This is a genomic window from Chloroflexota bacterium, assembly GCA_018829775.1.
Classification (GTDB): domain Bacteria; phylum Chloroflexota; class Dehalococcoidia; order Dehalococcoidales; family RBG-16-60-22; genus E44-bin89.
In genome coordinates this window covers 14,422-32,885 of sequence record JAHJTL010000078.1, presented here as the reverse complement: position 1 = coordinate 32,885, position 18,464 = coordinate 14,422, and the positions used below count along the sequence as shown (strand labels likewise).

At 53.7% G+C, this 18,464-nt stretch carries 17 protein-coding genes and 1 pseudogene; 4 read left to right on the top strand and 14 right to left on the bottom strand.

Annotated features, from left to right (window positions below):
* Positions 1–75 precede the first annotated feature (75 nt).
* A pseudogene (locus KKD83_07960) lies at positions 76–547 on the top strand (site-specific DNA-methyltransferase).
* 70 nt (positions 548–617) lie between these two features.
* On the opposite strand, the gene KKD83_07955 reads toward KKD83_07960, so the two are convergent.
* Entirely contained in the window at positions 618–1,766 is a 1,149-nt protein-coding gene (locus tag KKD83_07955) for a glycosyltransferase (protein MBU2536078.1), read from the bottom strand.
* A gap of 24 nt (positions 1,767–1,790) precedes the next feature.
* Positions 1,791–2,444 (bottom strand): glycerol-3-phosphate acyltransferase, encoded by a 654-nt coding sequence (locus KKD83_07950; protein MBU2536077.1) that lies wholly within the window; start codon positions 2,442–2,444, stop codon positions 1,791–1,793.
* Between the two features lie 115 nt (positions 2,445–2,559).
* Between KKD83_07950 and KKD83_07945 the strand changes: the two genes are divergently transcribed.
* Positions 2,560–3,078, top strand: a complete 519-nt coding sequence (locus KKD83_07945; protein MBU2536076.1) for a shikimate kinase — start codon at positions 2,560–2,562, stop codon at positions 3,076–3,078.
* Between the two features lie 2 nt (positions 3,079–3,080).
* Here the strand turns inward: KKD83_07945 and KKD83_07940 are convergent, their stop codons facing one another.
* From KKD83_07940 to KKD83_07890, 11 genes are all read right to left on the bottom strand, one after another.
* The gene (locus KKD83_07940) at positions 3,081–4,271 is read right to left on the bottom strand and encodes an alanine--glyoxylate aminotransferase family protein (protein MBU2536075.1); all 1,191 of its coding nucleotides are present in this window, start codon (positions 4,269–4,271) and stop codon (positions 3,081–3,083) included.
* Between the two features lie 37 nt (positions 4,272–4,308).
* Positions 4,309–6,990: a glycine cleavage system aminomethyltransferase GcvT gene (gcvT, locus tag KKD83_07935; protein MBU2536074.1), complete on the bottom strand. Its 2,682-nt coding sequence runs from the start codon at positions 6,988–6,990 to the stop codon at positions 4,309–4,311.
* Positions 6,991–7,025: 35 nt separating this feature from the next.
* Positions 7,026–7,694 carry a phosphate signaling complex protein PhoU gene (gene phoU / locus KKD83_07930; protein MBU2536073.1) on the bottom strand — a complete coding sequence of 223 codons (669 nt, stop codon included), beginning with the start codon at positions 7,692–7,694 and terminating at the stop codon, positions 7,026–7,028.
* Positions 7,695–7,717: 23 nt separating this feature from the next.
* On the bottom strand, positions 7,718–8,533 hold the full coding sequence (locus tag KKD83_07925; GenBank protein MBU2536072.1) for a phosphate ABC transporter ATP-binding protein: 816 nt from the start codon (positions 8,531–8,533) through the stop codon (positions 7,718–7,720).
* On the bottom strand, positions 8,530–9,396 hold the full coding sequence (gene pstA / locus KKD83_07920) for a phosphate ABC transporter permease PstA (GenBank protein MBU2536071.1): 867 nt from the start codon (positions 9,394–9,396) through the stop codon (positions 8,530–8,532). The genes KKD83_07925 and pstA overlap by 4 nt, the downstream gene beginning before the upstream one ends.
* A 7-nt stretch (positions 9,397–9,403) precedes the next feature.
* On the bottom strand, positions 9,404–10,297 hold the full coding sequence (gene pstC, locus KKD83_07915; GenBank protein ID MBU2536070.1) for a phosphate ABC transporter permease subunit PstC: 894 nt from the start codon (positions 10,295–10,297) through the stop codon (positions 9,404–9,406).
* Between the two features lie 107 nt (positions 10,298–10,404).
* Positions 10,405–11,301: a PstS family phosphate ABC transporter substrate-binding protein gene (locus KKD83_07910; protein MBU2536069.1), complete on the bottom strand. Its 897-nt coding sequence runs from the start codon at positions 11,299–11,301 to the stop codon at positions 10,405–10,407.
* Between the two features lies 1 nt (position 11,302).
* Positions 11,303–11,617: a winged helix-turn-helix domain-containing protein gene (locus tag KKD83_07905; GenBank protein MBU2536068.1), complete on the bottom strand. Its 315-nt coding sequence runs from the start codon at positions 11,615–11,617 to the stop codon at positions 11,303–11,305.
* Entirely contained in the window at positions 11,614–12,231 is a 618-nt protein-coding gene (locus tag KKD83_07900) for a histidine phosphatase family protein (protein ID MBU2536067.1), read from the bottom strand. The genes KKD83_07905 and KKD83_07900 overlap by 4 nt, the downstream gene beginning before the upstream one ends.
* A gap of 59 nt (positions 12,232–12,290) precedes the next feature.
* Positions 12,291–12,683, bottom strand: coding sequence for a gamma-glutamylcyclotransferase (locus KKD83_07895; GenBank protein MBU2536066.1), 393 nt, complete (start codon positions 12,681–12,683; stop codon positions 12,291–12,293).
* Between the two features lie 43 nt (positions 12,684–12,726).
* The gene (locus KKD83_07890; GenBank protein MBU2536065.1) at positions 12,727–12,888 is read right to left on the bottom strand and encodes a desulfoferrodoxin FeS4 iron-binding domain-containing protein; all 162 of its coding nucleotides are present in this window, start codon (positions 12,886–12,888) and stop codon (positions 12,727–12,729) included.
* A gap of 408 nt (positions 12,889–13,296) precedes the next feature.
* On the opposite strand from KKD83_07890, the gene glgD reads away from it, so the two are divergent.
* Positions 13,297–14,586 carry a glucose-1-phosphate adenylyltransferase subunit GlgD gene (gene glgD / locus KKD83_07885; protein ID MBU2536064.1) on the top strand — a complete coding sequence of 430 codons (1,290 nt, stop codon included), beginning with the start codon at positions 13,297–13,299 and terminating at the stop codon, positions 14,584–14,586.
* Between the two features lie 47 nt (positions 14,587–14,633).
* Positions 14,634–15,671, top strand: a complete 1,038-nt coding sequence (galT, locus tag KKD83_07880) for a galactose-1-phosphate uridylyltransferase (protein ID MBU2536063.1) — start codon at positions 14,634–14,636, stop codon at positions 15,669–15,671.
* 77 nt (positions 15,672–15,748) lie between these two features.
* On the opposite strand, the gene KKD83_07875 is transcribed toward galT, so the two are convergent.
* A complete protein-coding gene (locus KKD83_07875; protein MBU2536062.1) occupies positions 15,749–18,463 on the bottom strand; it encodes an HAD-IC family P-type ATPase in 2,715 nt (904 codons plus the stop codon).
* Position 18,464: the final 1 nt, after the last annotated feature.

Below are 18,464 nucleotides of genomic sequence, written 5' to 3'. Positions count from 1 at the left end.
GTTACAAATATCAAAGCTACGAAGAAATCATAGATTACTACAATAAAAGGTTAGAATTGGAAAACTTGTCGCTTTTCAAATAACCTTGTAGGTAAATGTTATGTAGTCTTCAACCCGGAGTTTGACACTTTCCAATAACATGGTTTGGCATAAAACTAACCCAGTGCCAAAAGTAAGGAGAGCAGGCTTCCTTAATAGTTGTGAGTTGATAGTATGTATGTGGAATAAGGGACATACTTGGAACTTTACTAATCAAAAAGACATGCATAACTTCATAGAGACGCCTATCTGTATGGGAAGTGAACGGATAAAGAAACCGTTTCATCCAACGCAGAAGCCTCTCAAGGTCTTGGAACATATTATCTGCCTAGCCTCTAATCCAGGTGACACCGTGTTTGACCCCTTCATGGGTGTCGGCTCTACGGGAGTCGCTAGTCTTCGCCGAAGACGGAGATTCGTCGGCATTGAAATTGACCAAGAATATTTCGACGCTGCCAAGAAGCGACTAGACACCCTGACAGCACAAGTAGCGCTAGAGTTGCATTAAGGATAGAAATACTTGTCTAGAGGGGATAATTACCTAATATAAAATTTCCTCAAAATCAAAGATAAATGGTTTACTCAATGGAAGATTCCCGGCTGTACAGGCGTTCTTTCCAGCGTACACCAGCCCCAACTAAGCGCCGAAAAACAGCGCAGAAGGAGGCCAGAAAAAGGAATGAGAGTCCGAACGGGTGCAGGAAGACCGAGATAAATGGCTCTTTGAAACGATTGTCCACCAGCCAGCGCATAAATAGAATTATGCCCACCTGGGAGATAACGACGGCACGCAGGCCGGTAGGGCCCATGACCACAAAAAGCTCTCGCCAGAGATGATAGAATGGCGCCAGGTAAAAAAAGTAGGCGGCAGCCATCATGACCGTCAGGGCGATAGGGGATAGTGACGCCACCGAATAAATCCATTTGATAAAGCCCTCCATCATGGCGCCCACATTGCGGTACATATTGCAGGAGACCGCGGGTGACAGGTCAACCGCCGCCTGACGGCCACCGCGACGGCTTATCTCAACGCCCAGCCAGACGTCTTCAATGATACGGGATTTTACCGCCTCGTGACCGCCAATGCGCCAGTATTCCTCTCTGGGAAGGAGCAGGAACTGACCGATGGCCAGTGATGGTTTCGGATTTTTGGAGCGCTGTAACCACCAGATAGGAAACCAGGTAAGGATGATGAAGTACAGCACCGGAATGGCCATTTTCTGTGGCAGTGAGCTTGCCAATTGACGCGGAAAGCCGGAAAGAAGCGAGGAATTGAAACGCAGCGCCTGGGCCAGAGCGCTGCGCAACATATGGGGAGCATGCGTCGTATCGGCGTCAACAAACAAAAGCCAGGAGCCATGGGCTTGCTTGGCCAGTTGATAGCAGGCGAAAGACTTGCCCGTCCAGCCCTTTGGCAGCGGCTCACCCCGAAGCAGACGTACACGGCTATCCCTGGCGGCAATGTTTTCCACTATCGCCCCCGTATTGTCTGATGAGTTATCGTCCAGCACCACGATCTCATAGTTGGGATAGTCCTGCTTCTGCAGCGACTCAAGGCAGGCGGTGATATTTGACTCCTCATCCCGGGCGGGGACAAGAACAGAAATGAAGGGGGCCGGCTCGGGGATTTTCTCATCGCGGCGCAGGGTCTTGAGGTTTCTCAGGTTAAGAGCGAGGTTAAGCATGAAGATGAAAAGCCCGGCGGCGATTATTCCCTGATACAGCATTCCATTAGTTCCCTTTTTTATTCATCAGCTTCTAGACTGGTACCACCGAACGGGTTTCAGTCTGAATCTGGGGGCAGTTTTCAGGTTTTCATATTGTTTGATGGTGAATAGTATCAGAACGCCAAGCGTAAACAGTAATTCCCATAAGTCCCCCCGGACGATTATCAGGTAGGCCAGCGAGCCAGCCGGGGCCGCCATAGTTGTCCAGGCATCCTGTTCAATAAACAGAAATGCGGCGAAAATGAAGGCGAGGAAGATAACAAGCAGATGGTACTGGGGGAGCGCCAGAAGAACCCCGGCGGTAACCGCGAGTGCCTTGCCGCCCTTGAAGCGCAGAAACGGAGAGAAGGCATGGCCAAGTATGGCACTCAACCCGATGGCGGCAACTAAAAGCCCAGGAAGTCCGAAGAGAGAGTGGGCGATGAAGACAAAAGGGAAACCCTTCCCAATGTCAAGAATAACCGCAATCACGCCTGTCCTGACGTCGCCGGCCCGGAAGACATTGCCCGCACCGGGATTGCCATCACCGTATTTCCGGATATCTTTGTTTAACCGCCGCCACCCCACCCAGAGGGAGAAAGGACATCCCCCCAGTAAATAAGCCGAGATAGCCAGTATTATTGCTAAAGAAATGTCTGTCACAATGTAGTAGGTAGTATAGTGCAAAAAGAGTGTCAAGTAAATACCCGATATAAATTGCCCCATATAAGGTACGGAGTTCAGCATCATTCAGTTGACGGGTTCTGAGGACAGGTGCTATTCTTGGTCTGAAAATCAAGGAAGGGTTTCAGCCATGAAAAGTGAAAGCATCGTTCTCATTGGTATGGCCGGCGTCGGTAAGTCAACTATCGGGATGGCGCTGGCTGAGGACCTCGGGTTTGATTTTATCGATGTGGATGATTACATCCTGCAGAAAGACGGTAAACGAATACAGGAAATCATTGATAGCGAAGGGGAAGGGGCGCTGTTGCAAGTAGAAAAGCGCCGCATGTTAGAAATACAATTGCCGCGCATGATAGTGGCGCCGGGCGGCAGCATTATCTACCATCCTGACCTTATGGACTACCTCAAAGGGAACGCGGTTCTCATCTATTTGGACGATTCTTTTGCCAATATAGAGGCCAAGCTGGTCGGAGGTCTTGACCGGGGAATCGTCGGATTGAGATACAAGACGCTGCGGCAGATTTACGAGGAGAGAAGGCCGCTCTACTTCAAGTATGCCGATATAACCATCGATTGTCGAAGGAAAGAGCAGGACGAAATCGTCGCCGAGATACTGAAGCAATATCGCCAGTACAGCGAGGGGAAATAGTTTTATCCTCGAAGTGACTTCATGGCAGCGGTTATCCCGGCACCGGTCTCCGTCCTATAGCCTTCCTCAGCCAGCAATTTATCCAGCGCGGAAAGGAAGAGCAAAATATTCTGCTCACTGGAGGAATACCCCATAAGCCCGATGCGCCATATCTTTCCTTTCAGCACACCCAGGCCACCTCCGATCTCGATGCTGTAATCGCTGAGGAGGCGCTGTCGTATGCGGGCATCGTCGATGCCTTCCGGAATACGCACTGTGGTCAGGGTGCTGAGGCGGTGGCCGGGCTGGGCGTGTAAGGCAAGCCCCATTGCTTCGAGGCCGGCTTTAAGCGCTGTTCCATGTTTCAGGTGGCGCTGGATGCGCGCTTCCAGACCTTCCTCAGCAATGTGCACCAGCGCCTCGTGCAGGGCGTAGAACATGCAGGCGGGCGCGGTATGATGATAGGCACGACCGCCGTCTCTTATCCAGTATTTGGCCAGCAAAGAGAGGTCAAAATAGTAGCTGTGCACATCGCGGGAGCGGTTCTTGAGCGTGTCCATGGCCTTCTGATTGACGGTGAAGGGAGCCAGTCCGGGCGGGCAGCTGATACACTTCTGAGAACAGCTATAGCAGATATCAATGCCCCAATCATCTATGGCCAGTTCATGCCCACCCAAAGACGTAACGGCATCCACCAGAAATAGAGCATCATGCTCTTTGGCTAGTTGAGCAGCTTCAGCAAGAGGTTGGAGAACGCCAGTGGAGGTCTCGGCATGGACCAGCGCCAGCAGTTTCACCTTTTTCCGGGATTTAAAGGCGGCTTCGATTGCCTCTGGCTCGATGATGCGACCCCACTCGGCATTCAGCTGGACTATGTCCGCGCCGCAGCGCGAGGCGATGTTTATCATTCGCTCGGCAAAGAACCCGTTATTCGCGATAACGGCAACGTCACCCGGCTCCAGAAAGTTACATAAGCCGGCCTCCATCCCCGCCGAACCGGTGGCTGAGATGGGGAAGGTGAGTGCGTTCTTGGTCTGGAAAAGGTAGCGCAGGAGGCTCATATTGTCCTCCATAACGGTGTAAAAATATGGGTCCATGTGCCCGAGGATGGGCGCCATCATAGCCTGCTGGACGCGGGGGTGGACATTGCTGGGGCCGGGGCCGAGAAGAATCCGTTGCGGCGGTTTCAATTCTTGATATGGAACACTGGGCATGGACAATCACCTCTTCAAATTTTGCGGTACAGGGACCTTATAATTTTAACAGACTGCCGAGCATTTTATCAATGAGCGGTCTGGCCTTTTCCTCGGGCAGACAGTAACGCATGGTGGTGAATCTCTGCCGGAAGCGGGCTACCTCATCGGCAATGTTCTTTTCTTCAAGAATGACCGCAGCCATGTAATCCGCCAGCTCGGCGAAATCTGATTCCTCCATGCCGAAGCGGGTCATCTCCTGGACGCCGGTTCTCAGTCCGCTGCTGGCGGTGAAGCCCTCATCATCGGGCAGCGCCTGGAAGTTGACGATGATGTTGTTTTTCTCCAACCGTTCCGCCATCTCCACACCGCGGGCATAACCGACGCGCAGGACAACCTGGTGCGTCTCCGTATAGTTAACCGCAGGGTCTCCCTCAACCTGAAGCCCCCGTTTTTTCAGGGCTTGGGCAAAAGCCCTGGCATTGGCCAGCACCTGGCGCTGGTAATCGCGCCCGTAGGTGTTCATTTCGTAGGCGGCCATGAGCAGTCCGAGCAGGGTGCCGAGGTGATGGTTGCTGACACTGCCGGGGAAGGCTCGTCGTACGATGCTATCCCAGAGTTCAGCGTAATCAGAATCCTGACTCATATTGCTGGCAATGATTCCACGCTGCGTGCCGAAGAACGTCTTGTGCGTGGAGGCGGTTACGATATCGGCACCTTCATTCAATGGCTCCTGGAAGTAAGGGCCGAACAGGCCGAGGACATGGGCGGCGTCATACAAGATGATTGGCTTCGGCTTTATATCAGCGATTATCCGGGCTATTTCTTTAACCGGCTCGCGGTGCAGGGCCATGCTCTTGCCAAAGATAAACAGTTCCGGCTGGTACCTGGCAATGAGTTCCGCGGTTCTGGCAATGTCTATCTGATACGGATTTTCGGGAAGAATGGGGAAGTTGACCACCGCCCATCGGTCGGTAACCGGGTCAATGGAAACGAAGTCCCTCAGCGCGCCCATGGTCTGGGCGCTTAAGTGACCACCCCGCCCGATATGGTGGTTCATGACGTATCTTATTCTCCTCGGCTCGGTATGTCTGTCCGCCCGGTTCAGGTAGTCCATAATGCCGCTGTAGGTGGTGGCATTGGCCATCTGGCCGCTGATAAGCCTCGCTTCCACTTCAGAGCAGCCGAGGAACTTTTTCAATTGCTCCTGTACTTCCTTCTCCACCTCGGCAATGAACTTGGTGCCCTGATAATAAAAAGTTTCAAGATTTCCCAGCGCTTCCACTTTGCGGTGTTCGGCGTACCTGCCGGATGGGTCGGCGATGGTCAGCAACTTCACCAGCGGCGATGCGGTCTGCTCCGATGGTATCAGGTTGACGGTATGCTGCTGTCGCCAAACGGTATTGTCGTTGGCCCTTTGCACCAGGTTCACCGCCAGTTCTTCCACTGCCTTTTCGTCCTTTGCCGAAGCATTTTCGTCCGCATTGTCGGGAAACAGGGGTCGGGTGTAAGGTGGCGCCTCACGACCAATGTGTCTGCGGACGATGACCGCGTTAACCGGCCTGTCCCGAACGATGACCTCTGCTTTCTGCCCCTCGGGTAAATCCGCATCGAGATAGGCCAGACAGAGCATCCGGCGTGCGGATTCATCACCGGGCCTGGACATTGTACCTAGACCTTCGAATTTCAGGTAGGGTATCACCGTGCCGCTGGTAACATTCCCAACGTTTTTGCCATCGACCAGCACCGGATTGCCGGCCCTGGCCACGCCTTCGCCCAGCAGAGACATCAGGTAAATGCTTCTGGGAACGAGCAGCTCATCTCTGGGTGCATCCAGTCTGCCTTCGCACCGGAGTTTTACTTCCTGGAACTGCCGGAGCAGTATCTCGCGCCCGATAAATTCCCCTTTGACCGGGCTGAAACTGACGGCAAAACGGGCTGCCGGCACGGCGAATACGGGTATCTCTTTTCCGTCGGCGTCGGTCCCGAGTTCGTGCCCATAGAGAGGGAAACCGGCTTCCAGCCTTAACGTATCCCTGGCCCCCAGTCCCACCGGCACGATACCATGTTCATTGCCGGCCTCCAGCAATTTGTGCCAGAGCGAAACCGCTATACTGGCGGGTGGAAACAGTTCAAAACCAAGCGGTTCGCCGGTGTATCCGGTCCTGGCGATAGTAATAGAAGTGCCCATGAATTCACTGCTGGTCAGGTGGTTCCAGATTGGCTCCGGGATTTTGGTTTTATCGCCGAGGACGGCCTCCAGCACGGCCTTTGTTTTTGGGCCCTGCAGTGCCAGCATGGCAACCTGGGCGGTAACGTCCTCCAGAATTAAATCGGGGAATTTAGGGACATATTTCTGCAGCCACTGCCAGTCTTGCTCCGTATTGGCCGCGTTCACGACCAGCAGGTAATCATACTCATCGACACAATACAGGTACCCGTCGTCTATGGCACCCCCCGTTTCACTGGGCAGCATGGTATATTGAGCTGTTCCCGGCAGCAAGGCCGCGGCGTTGCTGGTCACGACATACTGCAGGAAGGACAGAGCATTGCGGCCGCTGATGCGGAACCTTCCCATGTGTGAGATGTCGAAGAGCCCGCCGCATTTTCGGGTTGCCAGATGTTCGGATAGGATACCCTGAGGGTAATGGAGGGGCATTTCCCAGCCGCCAAACTCCACCATTTTAGCGCCCAATTTGAGGTGCTCGCTATAAAGCGGGGTACGTTTCGTGCTGTTCATAACTAATATACCTTGACCATATTATTAATGACGGATTAATAGCGTGAGACGTTTATTTCATACATTTTACCGGTAACGGTAAAGATGACACGTTCACAGATGTTGGTTACCCGGTCGGCACAGCGCTCCAGATTGTGGGCTACCCAGAGAAGACGTGTTGCCCGGGTTATCGTTTTCGGGTCTTCCACCATGAAGCTGACCAGCTCTCGGTACACCTGATTGTATAGCTGGTCTACCTCATCGTCTTCAACGGCGATTTGCTGTGCGATACTCTTATCACAGCTCATGAAGGCGTCCAGGCTGCGGTGCAGCATATCAATGGTCTTTTCCGCCATGCGAGGGATGTCAATAAGCGGTTTCAACGGGGGCTCATCACCGATCATGACCACGATTTTGGCAATCCCCTCTGCATGGTCGCCGATGCGTTCCAGCTCCGAGACAATGCTGAGCACACTGATAAGGGTGCGCAGGTCTCCAGCCATTGGCTGCTGTGTGGCGATAAGTTGAATGCAGGTTTCCTCGATTTCAAATCGCTTTTCATTTATCTTCTGGTCATCGGCAATCACCTGATTGGCCAGTTTAAGGTCGCGGTCTTTAAGCGCTTTAATGGAACGGCTGATTGCCTTTTCCACCATGCTGCCCATGGCAAGTAACTCGTCCTGTATATCCTGTAACTTTTTATGAAAGCTGGTTCGTATCTCCATGGTCGGAACCTCCTTATGGCTGCTTAACCAAACCTGCCGGTAATGTAATCCTCGGTTCGCTTGTCTTTCGGGTTGGTGAAAAGCTGGGAAGTAGGTCCATATTCGACAAGTATGCCGGCCCTGTCTTCCTCCATCATAAGGAAAGCGGCATTATCTGACACCCGCGCCGCCTGCTGCATATTATGGGTGACGATGACAATGGTGTAATCATCGGCCAGACTGCGCATCAGGTCTTCGATTCTGAGGGTAGCGATGGGGTCAAGAGCGCTGCAAGGCTCATCCATGAGGATGACCTCCGGCTCAACGGCCAGAACGCGGGCAATGCACAGGCGCTGTTGCTGACCGCCGGAGAGGGCAAATGCCGGCTGCACAATCTTATCTTTCACTTCGTCCCATAGTGCAGCCTGACGGAGGCTGCGTTCCACGATGCCTTCAAGTTCGCTGCGATTTGTCCTGCCATGTCGCCTGGGACCGAAGGCGACGTTCTCAAAGATTGACATGGGGAACGGGTTAGGTTTCTGGAAGACCATGCCCACACGTTTCCTGAGCTCAACCACATCGATGTCTTTATCATAAATATTGATATCGTCAATCTCCACAGTACCGTCAACGCGTGCCCCGATAATCAGGTCGTTCATGCGGTTGAAAAGGCGCAGAAAAGACGACTTACCACAGCCGGATGGGCCGATAATTGCCGTAATTGACTGCTCCTGGATATCCAGTGATATATTTCTCAGTGCCTGAAACGTCCCGTAATACAGATTTGCCTTATATGTTTTCAGCTTTGTCTTGTTGCTGCGAGCTACTCGATGGTTAAACAGTACGCGGTTAACACTCATGAACCAAACCTCCGCTGCCGAACTCGCACTCTGATGAAAACCGCCAGGGAATTAAAAGACAATACCACAACCAGCAGGACCAGCGCAATACCCCATATGGTAGTTTTCGGCATGCCCGGGACATGGGCGGCTGTGGTGTAGAGGTGGTAGGGCAGCGCCATGAACTGGTCAAAAGGGGAACTGGGCAGTCCGGCTACTATAAAGGCGGCGCCTACCACCAGTATCGGTGCGGTCTCTCCAGCAGCACGACTCATCGCCAGGATGGCGCCGGTGATAATGCCGGGCAAAGCCTGGGGCATAACGACGTGCCGTATCGTCTGCCATTTGGTAGCACCGACGGCCAGGCTTCCCTCCCGGTAGTCTCTGGGTACGGCGATAATCGCCTCTCTTGACGTGGTAATGGTCATGGCCAGTGCCTGGCAGGCCAGTGTCAGGCTGGCGGAAAGCAGCGACATACCGAATTTCATGGTCAACACAAATAACCCGAGCCCAAAAAGACCGTAAACAATACTGGGCACGCCCGCTAGATTGAGAATGGCCATATTGATGAGGCGGGTCAGCCAGTTATCGCGGGCATATTCGGTTAAGTAAATGCCGGCGAAGACGCCCACCGGGAGCGAGAATATAAGCGTGCCAAGCATGAGGTAGAAAGTGCCCACGATGGCCGGGAAAATGCCCCCCGCCTTGCCCGCCTGCGAAGGCGGTTGGGTCAGGAATTCCCAGCTAATGGCGCCGGCACCGTTGACAACAATGTAAATGATGATGAAAAGCACCGGAATGGCCACAATGGCCGTCGCCAGTACCAGCAGGCTAAAGGCGGTGCGTTGCGTTAATTCTTTTTTGGTTATGGCCTGAACTGCCATATCTCGACTACCTCGCAAACTTCTGTTTCTGGCGCTCAAGCACACGGTCGGCAATCAGGTTCACGGACAGCGTCATGAGAAAAAGAATCAGGCCGATGGCGAAGAGTGCCTGATACTGCAGCCCGCCGCGGACGGCATTGCCAATCCCGGAGGCAATCGCCGCCGTCATCGGCATCATTGGCTCGGTGGGTGATAACGGTACTGCTAAAGCACCGCCGGCGACCATCAGGACGGTCATGGTCTCGCCGATGGCGCGGCCCACCCCGAGCATAATGGCCGCGGTAATGCCGGAAAGTGCTCCGGGAATGCAGACATGACGGATGGTTTCCCATTTTGTGGCCCCAAGTGCGTAAGACGCCTCCCTGAACTCATTCGGTACTGCCCGCAGCGCATCCTCGGAGACGCTGACAATAATGGGCAGGCTCATCATCGACAGCATGATGGCGGCGGTGAGGCCGCTCAAACCGGTATTGAGGTTGAAAGCGCTCTGGACGAGTGGCGATAGGAGCATGAGGCCGATGAATCCCATGACCACGGAGGGGATTCCGGCCAGCAGCTCGACAACGGGTTTAACCGTCTCCCTGACGCGGGAAGGGGCTACTTCGGCAAGGTAAGCCGCGCAGCCAACTCCGATGGGTACTGCAACGGCGGTTGATATCAAAGTAACCCAGAGCGTGGCCGCGAAGAAGGAAAGCATGCCGAAGGTTGGCGGCTCGGAGACCGGATACCATTGTGTACCGAAGAAAAATTTCAGAGGGGAGGTATAGGCAAATGCGGGCAGACCCTCACGCAGTAAAAGAAAAAGAACACCCAGAAGGATAATGACGGCCAGCAGGCCGTTTAGAAAGATGAAGCTTTCTATGGCTTTTTCACGGAAACGCCACCGCCGCTTGAGACTCATGGCGAGTCCAGCATGGGCGGTGGCTGATGAAGCACCCCGCTGCAGCATGGGGGTAGTATATTCCTTTCCGCTTTTTCCCCGGGGATATCGGGCTATTTTATTATATATTATTGCAGAGGCACATAGCCAACTTCGATTGCCTTTGCTTGGCCATCCGGTGAGAGGCAGTAATCAACGAATTCTTTAATAACACCGGCAGGCTCGCCGTTGGTATAGTAGAGGAGGGGGCGGGCAACGGGATAGGTGCCATCCAGCGCCGTCGCCACGCTGGGCAGAACTCCCGGGTCATCTGCGGTCTTCTTTATCGCCAGAGGTTTGACCTCGTCGGTTAGATAGCCCAGTCCGGGATAGAAGACGGCATTCGGGTTATTGACAACCTCGGTTACTCCCCCTTCCGTGGATGGCAGAAAGAGCACTTTCTGGCCGTACTCGAGTTCTTTGTTCTCGGTGTCCAGCCCCTTCATCTGGACCACGTGCTCTTTGAAGAAAACATGGGTACCGGAGTTGGTATCGCGGGAGATAGCCACGATAGGGGCATCGCTGCCGCCGACTTCCTTCCAGTTGGTTATTTCATTGGTGAAGATGGCGGAAAGCTGTGAGATGGTGAGTTCGGATATGGGGTTGGATGGGTGTACAATCACAGAAAGGGCGTCCGTGGCTACCTGAATTTCATAGGGGTTCACTCCCTGATTTGTAGCCTGCTCATATTCTTTTGCCTTCATCTCGCGGGAAGCTTGAGCAATATCGGTGGTGCCGTTGATAAGAGACGCGATGCCAACGCCGGAGCCAGGGCCACTCACGGCAATATTAACCTTGGGGTTCATTTTCATGAACTCTTCCGCCCAGAGGGCGGTCAGTGGGGTTACTGTATTTGACCCGATAATCTTGAATGAGCCAGATAGCTCTGACCCTGATGGTTCCGATTCTTGCGGAGCACAGCCGGTAACGGCGAGAACGAGCAGGAATAAAAGCAGAATAATCCGCCAACCAGTATTTAAAAGCATCTTATCCCTCTAGCTTGTAGCCAACGCTCCGGACAGTGAGGATGCGCTTTGGCTTTCCAGGGTCAGCCTCAATCTTTTTTCTGAGCCACCTGATATGGACATCAACGGTGCGCGTGTCTCCGGCATAGTCATAACCCCAGACTTTTTCCAGAAGCTGTTTCCGATTGAATACCAGCCCCCGGTTCATGGCCAGGAAAAGGAGCAGGTCAAATCCCTTCGGCGTCAGGTCAAGAACCCTGTCGCCGAGGGCAGCCTGCCGAAGGGCGACGTCAATGTTGAGGTCATTGACACTGATAAGAGCTGTTCTTTCCATCATCCTATGCCGTCAAGGTGCGCGGTATCATTGAGGGTAACAAGTCTTATTCTGTCATCTTCTGCTCTGATGATGCTGAGTGAGGCGTTATTGATTTCCAGGCGCCGGTAAATGCTGTTGGATGCGCCAAGAACATGTGCCACCAGCACCCGAATAACCACATCATGCGTTACCGCCAAAGCCTGCCGGTCCGTGTTGTCCGCTACTATCCGGTTGAAGGCACGTACCGCCCGCTCGGTTACCTGCTGGAAACTTTCACCGTTGGGCAGGGCAATGTCTGAAGGGTCAATTCTGGACTGCTTCCAGATTTCCGGCCATTTCTGGCTGATTTCGTCCCGGTGCAATCCCTGCCAGTCGCCGAGCCCTATCTCAATAAGGTCATCCATTACTTCCGGTTCCAGTTTATGCGGTTTGGCCAGAATGCGTGCCGTATTCATGGTTCTTTTTAAAGGGCTGGTATATATGGAAGCAATCGGGAATTTGGCCAGACGCGAGGATATACTGTGCGCCTGAGCATATCCCAGTTCGCTGATATCCTCATTGGACCAGCCCATGAAGTAACCGGTGATATTCGATTCCGTCTGTCCGTGGCGGACAAGAAGCACCGTCGTGCTCATTAGGCCTCTTTCAATAAATCGTTATAATCACGCCCGATTCCTGTCTGTGTGTCTCAAATTTAAAACAGCCGCCAGTCACGCAGGCCCTGTTGGATTATCGCCAGATATTCCTTTGAGGGCGTTGCATCCTCCAGTCGACCTGCCTTAGCATAGGTTATAGCCCCGATGGGCTCATCGTCCTCACCGACCACGGTGACTTTCAGTCGATTGTAGCCGCTTTCATAGCGGTCAAGTCTTTGCAGGCAGGCTTCCGTAACCTCGTAGATAGCTCCTCGCACCCGCTCCCCCCGAAACGACTTGATGCTGGCAACACCTCCCCGCCACTGTCGTGACCAACCAACAAAGACGAGCTTATAATTGGGCAGGACAGAGGTGAAAAGCGGTTTACTGTCCGGACACCGCTCTTTCATCTGCTTCTGGTTGAGATTAGAGCCATAGGCGAAGTAATACAATATATTCCCTCAAAGCAGCGGACAATTCTATCCTTGGGCCACCTTACCCATCAGGTGGCAAGGTCTCTTGACTGACTGTCCGGTTACTCAATTTTTCCATATCCTCGCCGCAGCAGACCAGGGTACCGCCGCCGACTGCCGTCACCACCACTTCGTTGCCGCATATATTGCAGCGATATTTCTCACCAATTTTCTCTACCGCCATGTCTCAAACCTCCTTTTTTCCTCCCGCACCGGGAGTTGGGTCCTTGCTTTCTCAGCAACCTGGCTCGCCGGGATGCCCGCAGCAGCTCTGTCTTCTTATGATTTTGATAAAGTTATTCCGAAATAGAAGGTAGACCTTCCGGGGAAAGGGCATTGGCGCTGACATATTGGTGATAAAAGCCCGCAGAGTAGGCATAATTGTCTATCCTCTTCAACCTCCGTTATTACTTTATCACAAATCCTTCTCCAATCGAAAGGTATTTGACATATTGGCACAAACAGATATAATAGGGGAAACGGCGTTTCCACTACGCACAGCCCGACGAACCGAGTAGTCACCCGTAATGTGCATTTGCGGGTAACCGGGTAGAAAGCTACCCAAAACAGCACAGGGGAGGTAGTGATTACGATGGAAGGAGTCGTGGCTATTATTCTGGCAGGTGGTACGGGAGAGCGGCTGGGAATACTGGCGGGGGAGAGGACGAAACCGGCAATCCCTTTTGCCGGCAAATACCGCATTATAGACTTCACCTTGAGCAACTGCGTCAATTCCGGCATCTACAATGTAGCCATACTTACCCAATATCAACCCCGCTCACTGACGGACCATATCGGCATCGGCGTGCCCTGGGGATTTGCCCGTCCCGATGGCAGAATACAGCTCCTGCACCCCTACCTGGCGCGCGAGGAAGGCCGGGACTGGTATAAAGGTACGGCGGATGCCGTCTATCAGAACTGGCAGTTCATTGAGGAGCAGGATGCAGAACTGGTGGTGGTACTGAGCGGAGACCATATCTATAAGATGGACTACAACGATATGATTGATTTCCATCGTAAAAACCAGGCGGATGCCACCCTTGCGGCCACCCGTCTGCCGAGAGATGAGCTGATACATTTTGGCACGGTAACCGTTGACGAGAATCAGCAGGTTACCGGCTTCCAGGAAAAGGTAAAAGAACCGAAGAGCGACCTTGTTTCCATGGGCGTGTATGTGTTCCAGAGGGAGCTGCTGCACCAGGTACTGGAGGATGATGCACAGCGTCGTTCCTCCAAACGCGATTTTGGCCGGGATATCTTTCCGCAGCTGGTCGGCAACTGCCGGCTTTATAGCTATAACTTTGAAGGATACTGGCGGGATGTCGGTACCATCCGAAGCTACTGGGAAGCCAATATGCGATTGCTCGACTCGCCACCATCAATCAGTTTCAGCGCCGACTGGCCGATTCGCACCAAGGAAGATGAGCCCAGGTCGCCGACAGTCATTACCCACCGCGGTGACGTGGTCAATAGCATGGTATCGCATGGCTGCATCATTGAAGGCCGGGTGGAGAATTCAATTCTTTCTCCCGGAGTCAGAGTGGCAGCCAATGCTGTGATTAAATACTCGGTGATTATGAATGACGCGGTGATCGGCCGGGAAAGCGTAATTGATTATTCCATCCTCGATAAAGGGGTTATCATTGAAGCGGGAAGTCACGTGGGCACCGGCAATGATTTCCAGGTCAACCGTGAGGAACCGACCATACTTAACACTGGCCTCACCGTCGTGGGAAAGGGAGCCAAAATTCCGGAGGGCGTAAAGATAGGTCGTAATTGCGCCATTGCCGGTAATGTTACCGAGAGGGACTTCCGCAGTTTAATTGTCCAGAGCGGTGAAACGATAAGACCAAAACGGCACCGTCCTTCCCGTAAGGAATAAAATCACCATCGTAAATAATCCGGATATTCAGGAAAGAGGCTAACAGGATGTCAGAGCTCAGACAGGACCCCACCACCAAGTTCTGGGTGATACTGGCGCCGGAAAGGGCCAAGCGCCCTCAGCAAAAACACCGCGCCAGACCCGCCGATGAATTGCCAAGCTGGGATTCCTCCTGCCCCTTCTGCCCGGGCAATGAAGAACTAACACCTCCGGAAGTTTTTCGGCTTCCTCTATCGGACCATGGGACTCCTTGGGAAGTGAGGGTGGTGCCCAATCGATTTGCCGCGCTAACGCCGGGTGAAAATGGAGACATCGTGGAGGAAGCGCGGTTATTCCGTAAAATGGATGGCATCGGGGCACATGAGGTCATCATCGAAACGCCATCGCACAACACGCCCATGGCGTTGATGAGTTACGAGCAGGTGGAGAAGGTGCTTATCGCCTACCAGGAGCGGTATAACGCGTTGAAAAAGGAAAAATACCTGAAATTCATAACCATCTTCAAGAATCATGGCTGGGCATCGGGCACCTCGCTCATACATCCGCACTCGCAGATAGTGGCCACGCCCATCGTGGCGCCTTCTTACCACCATCAGTTCGATATTGCCCACGAGTATTATATCGACCGGGGCAGGTGTCTGTACTGCGATTTACTGGCGGGGGAACTGGATAAAGGTCAGAGAGTCGTGGTCAAGACCGAACAGTTCGTGGTCTTTCAGCCTTATGCCTCACATGCTCCCTATGAGACATGGATTATGCCCAAAGAGCACTGTGCTTCCTTTGGCCTCTTCCCGGACACATACCTGAACCAGTTAGCCAAAGCGCTGAAAAACGTTCTCCTCTGTCTGTATGAGTCGCTGGACAATCCCGCCTTCAACCTGATGGTCGACAGTACGCTGACCGAGGATGAGGAAGACCCGTATTACCACTGGCATATCCGTATTATCCCCCGGCTTACCACCATCGCTGGCTTTGAAATGGGCTCCGGCATTTACATCAGCACTGCCCTGCCGGAGGATACAGCCAGCGAGCTAAGGTCCTGTTATCAGAAGCTCCTCAAAGAAGGTAAAATCACGCTCGAGTAGATTTCCACGATTGCTGGTTCAGCAGCCCGGAATTCGACGAGGAACTGGCGACAGGTCTCCCCCTGTTCTGTTTATCATCAAGCGTTAGCTTTTTTCAATGGACGCCACCTGCCCAGACTGAAGAGCCCGGGGAACAGTGTTTTCCTGGTTTCCTCGATGACAAACAGGGAGCCTCCGGCGAGGAGCACTATCCCCCATTTATCCGCAGTCAGCGGTACCGTGCTGAAGGCTACCTGCATGAATGGCGCGTAGACAACGATTAACTGGAGGACTATGGCGCCGGCAATTGACATGAGGAGCCAGCGGTTGCGGAGGATGCCCAGTCGGAAGATGGTATACACATCGGAGCGCGCATTAAAGGCGCGGAACCACTCGAAAGCAACTATGGTGCAGAAGGTAATGGTGCGCGCTTCTTCTATGCTCATTCTGGGCTCCGCCCAGCGGAAAACGAGAAATACACCCACGCCCATGAATGTAGCCATGAAGATGATGCGGAGGAGCAGACCGGGGAAGATTATCCCCACTCCGGGATGGCGGGGTGGCTGTCTAAGTTCATCACCGACCTTTGGTTCCAGTCCAAGGGGCACCGCCGCCGTGGTATCCGTGACCAGGTTCACCCAGATAATCTGAACCGCCAGGAGAGGTGCCTTGCCCACGAAAAGGAGTGCCAGAGAAAGGGCGAGGAGCTCTCCCAGGTTGGTGCTCAGCAGGAAAAAGAGGACGTTGCGCAGCCGGTTGAAAATGGCTCTACCTTCCTCCACTGCAGCGACCACCGATGCGAAATTGTCATCGGCCAGTATCATGTCCGAGCTTTCCTTGGCAACATCTGTGCCGGTGATGCCCATGGCAATGCCGATATTGGCTGTTTTCAACGCCGGCGCATCATTGACGCCGTCGCCGGTCATGGCAACCACGTGGCCGTGGCTCTTCAATGCGTTTACAATTCTGAGCTTGTGCAGCGGCTCAATGCGGGCAAAAACGGAAACATCTTCCACCTGGGTATATAGTTCTTCATCACTCATCTGGTGGAGCTCCAGGCCGGTCACCGTTTTCCCTGGCGGCAGTTCCAGTTGACGGGCGATTGATTCCGCGGTGACTTTATGGTCGCCGGTTATCATCACCACCCTGATGCCCGCCTGCTTGCACAGCCGTACTGCTTCCTTTGCCTCCTCTCGAGGCAGGTCAGCCATGCCCGCCAGGCCGACAAACACCAGGTTGCCTCTGATATTTTCGTCCTTTAAATCCTCCAGCTCGCTCGGGAGTTCGACATAGGCGGCGGCAATAACCCTTAACGCCTGACTGGCCATATCCGTATTGGCCTGCATGATGACATCGGCGTCCTTTTCGGTGAGGGGGACAACCTGGCCTCCTTTGAATCTATACTTGCTGAGCGCCAGCATCTTTTCCACCGAGCCCTTGACATAGACCACCCGGCCACCGTCGCGCGGGTGAAGAGTGGCCATATACTGCTTTTCACTCTGAAACGGGATTTCGTCAAGGCGGGGGAAGGCTTTTTCCAGTTTTTCCTTGTTCATTCCCGCTTTGGTCGCAGCAACGAGCAATGCCCCCTCCGTTGGGTCGCCGTAGATATCACAGCACTCATCATTATCCCGTCTGGTCAGGAAGGAGTCGTTGCAGAGCGCGCCTATACGCAGTATTAAGTTGATTACAGGCTCGTTTTGCGGGTCAATCAGCTGCCCATCGCGGCGGAATTCCCCATGTGGAATGTAGCCTTCGCCGGTTATTTCAATCCACTGGCCGTCCGCATACAGACGTTGCACGGTCATCTCGTTCAGCGTCAGTGTTCCGGTTTTATCGGAGCAGATGACGGTGGCCGAGCCGAGAGTCTCCACGGCCACCAGTTTGCGGATGATGGCGTTGCGTCGGGCCATTATACGCATGCCCACCGCCAGCACCACGGTCACCACGGTGGGCAAGCCCTCCGGTATGGCGGAAACGGCTGCCGCCACGGCCAGCAGGAAGATCTCCAGCCGGTCCAGTCCCTTGAGCAAACCGACCGCCACCAGCAGGGCACATATGCCGAGGAAGAGAACAACTATGTACCGACTAACCTTGCTTATGTTTTTCTGGAGGGGTGTCTTCTCCGGCTTGATTTCCTGGATGGCGGTGGCGATCTGACCGATATCAGTTGCCATGCCGGTTCTGACGGCCATGGCCGTGGCCCGACCGTAATTGACGATGGTGCCCATGTGTACCATGTTCTTTCTCTCGGCCATGGGTACATCCTCGCGGATGGCATCGGTGCTTTTATCTACCGGCATGGATTCGCCGGTGAGCATGGCTTCATTGACCTTTAAATTGGATACCTCAATGAGTCTGGCGTCGGCCGGGACGCGGTCGCCTGTTTCCAGCAGCACCATATCGCCGGGAACAACTTCTCGGGCGGAAATCAACCTGATATTACCATCACGCCTGATGCGGGCCCTGGGCGCCGCCATCTGGATGAGCGCCTCCATTGCTTTTTCGGCGCGCGCCTCCTGTATGAAGCCGATGGCGGCATTTAGCACCAGTACGCCGAGAATAACTCCGGCGTCAATGAAATGCTCGACGATGAGGGAAATGATGGCGGCGACCATCAGAACGTAAATGAGAGGACTGAGAAACTGCCTCAGGAATACTATTACCGGCGGGGTCTTCTTCTTGCCCTTCAGCTCATTAGGGCCATACTGCAGCAGGCGGGACCTGGCCTCGGTAAAATCGAGTCCGGAACGTCGAGAACCAAGTGCCTCAAGAGCTTCACTGGGGGAGAGGTTATGCCACTGCGCGTTCATA

Coding starts and splice junctions, on each gene's coding strand:
- pstC (MBU2536070.1), bottom strand. CDS start 10,297: ATGAGTCTCAAGCGGCGGTGGCGTTTCCGTGAAAAAGCCATAGAAAGC.
- KKD83_07945 (MBU2536076.1), top strand. CDS start 2,560: ATGAAAAGTGAAAGCATCGTTCTCATTGGTATGGCCGGCGTCGGTAAG.
- KKD83_07890 (MBU2536065.1), bottom strand. CDS start 12,888: ATGGCGGTAGAGAAAATTGGTGAGAAATATCGCTGCAATATATGCGGC.
- KKD83_07925 (MBU2536072.1), bottom strand. CDS start 8,533: ATGAGTGTTAACCGCGTACTGTTTAACCATCGAGTAGCTCGCAGCAAC.
- KKD83_07875 (MBU2536062.1), bottom strand. CDS start 18,463: ATGAACGCGCAGTGGCATAACCTCTCCCCCAGTGAAGCTCTTGAGGCA.
- KKD83_07905 (MBU2536068.1), bottom strand. CDS start 11,617: ATGATGGAAAGAACAGCTCTTATCAGTGTCAATGACCTCAACATTGAC.
- galT (MBU2536063.1), top strand. CDS start 14,634: ATGTCAGAGCTCAGACAGGACCCCACCACCAAGTTCTGGGTGATACTG.
- KKD83_07910 (MBU2536069.1), bottom strand. CDS start 11,301: ATGCTTTTAAATACTGGTTGGCGGATTATTCTGCTTTTATTCCTGCTC.
- pstA (MBU2536071.1), bottom strand. CDS start 9,396: ATGGCAGTTCAGGCCATAACCAAAAAAGAATTAACGCAACGCACCGCC.
- glgD (MBU2536064.1), top strand. CDS start 13,297: ATGGAAGGAGTCGTGGCTATTATTCTGGCAGGTGGTACGGGAGAGCGG.
- phoU (MBU2536073.1), bottom strand. CDS start 7,694: ATGGAGATACGAACCAGCTTTCATAAAAAGTTACAGGATATACAGGAC.
- KKD83_07940 (MBU2536075.1), bottom strand. CDS start 4,271: ATGCCCAGTGTTCCATATCAAGAATTGAAACCGCCGCAACGGATTCTT.
- KKD83_07955 (MBU2536078.1), bottom strand. CDS start 1,766: ATGCTGTATCAGGGAATAATCGCCGCCGGGCTTTTCATCTTCATGCTT.
- KKD83_07900 (MBU2536067.1), bottom strand. CDS start 12,231: ATGAGCACGACGGTGCTTCTTGTCCGCCACGGACAGACGGAATCGAAT.
- gcvT (MBU2536074.1), bottom strand. CDS start 6,990: ATGAACAGCACGAAACGTACCCCGCTTTATAGCGAGCACCTCAAATTG.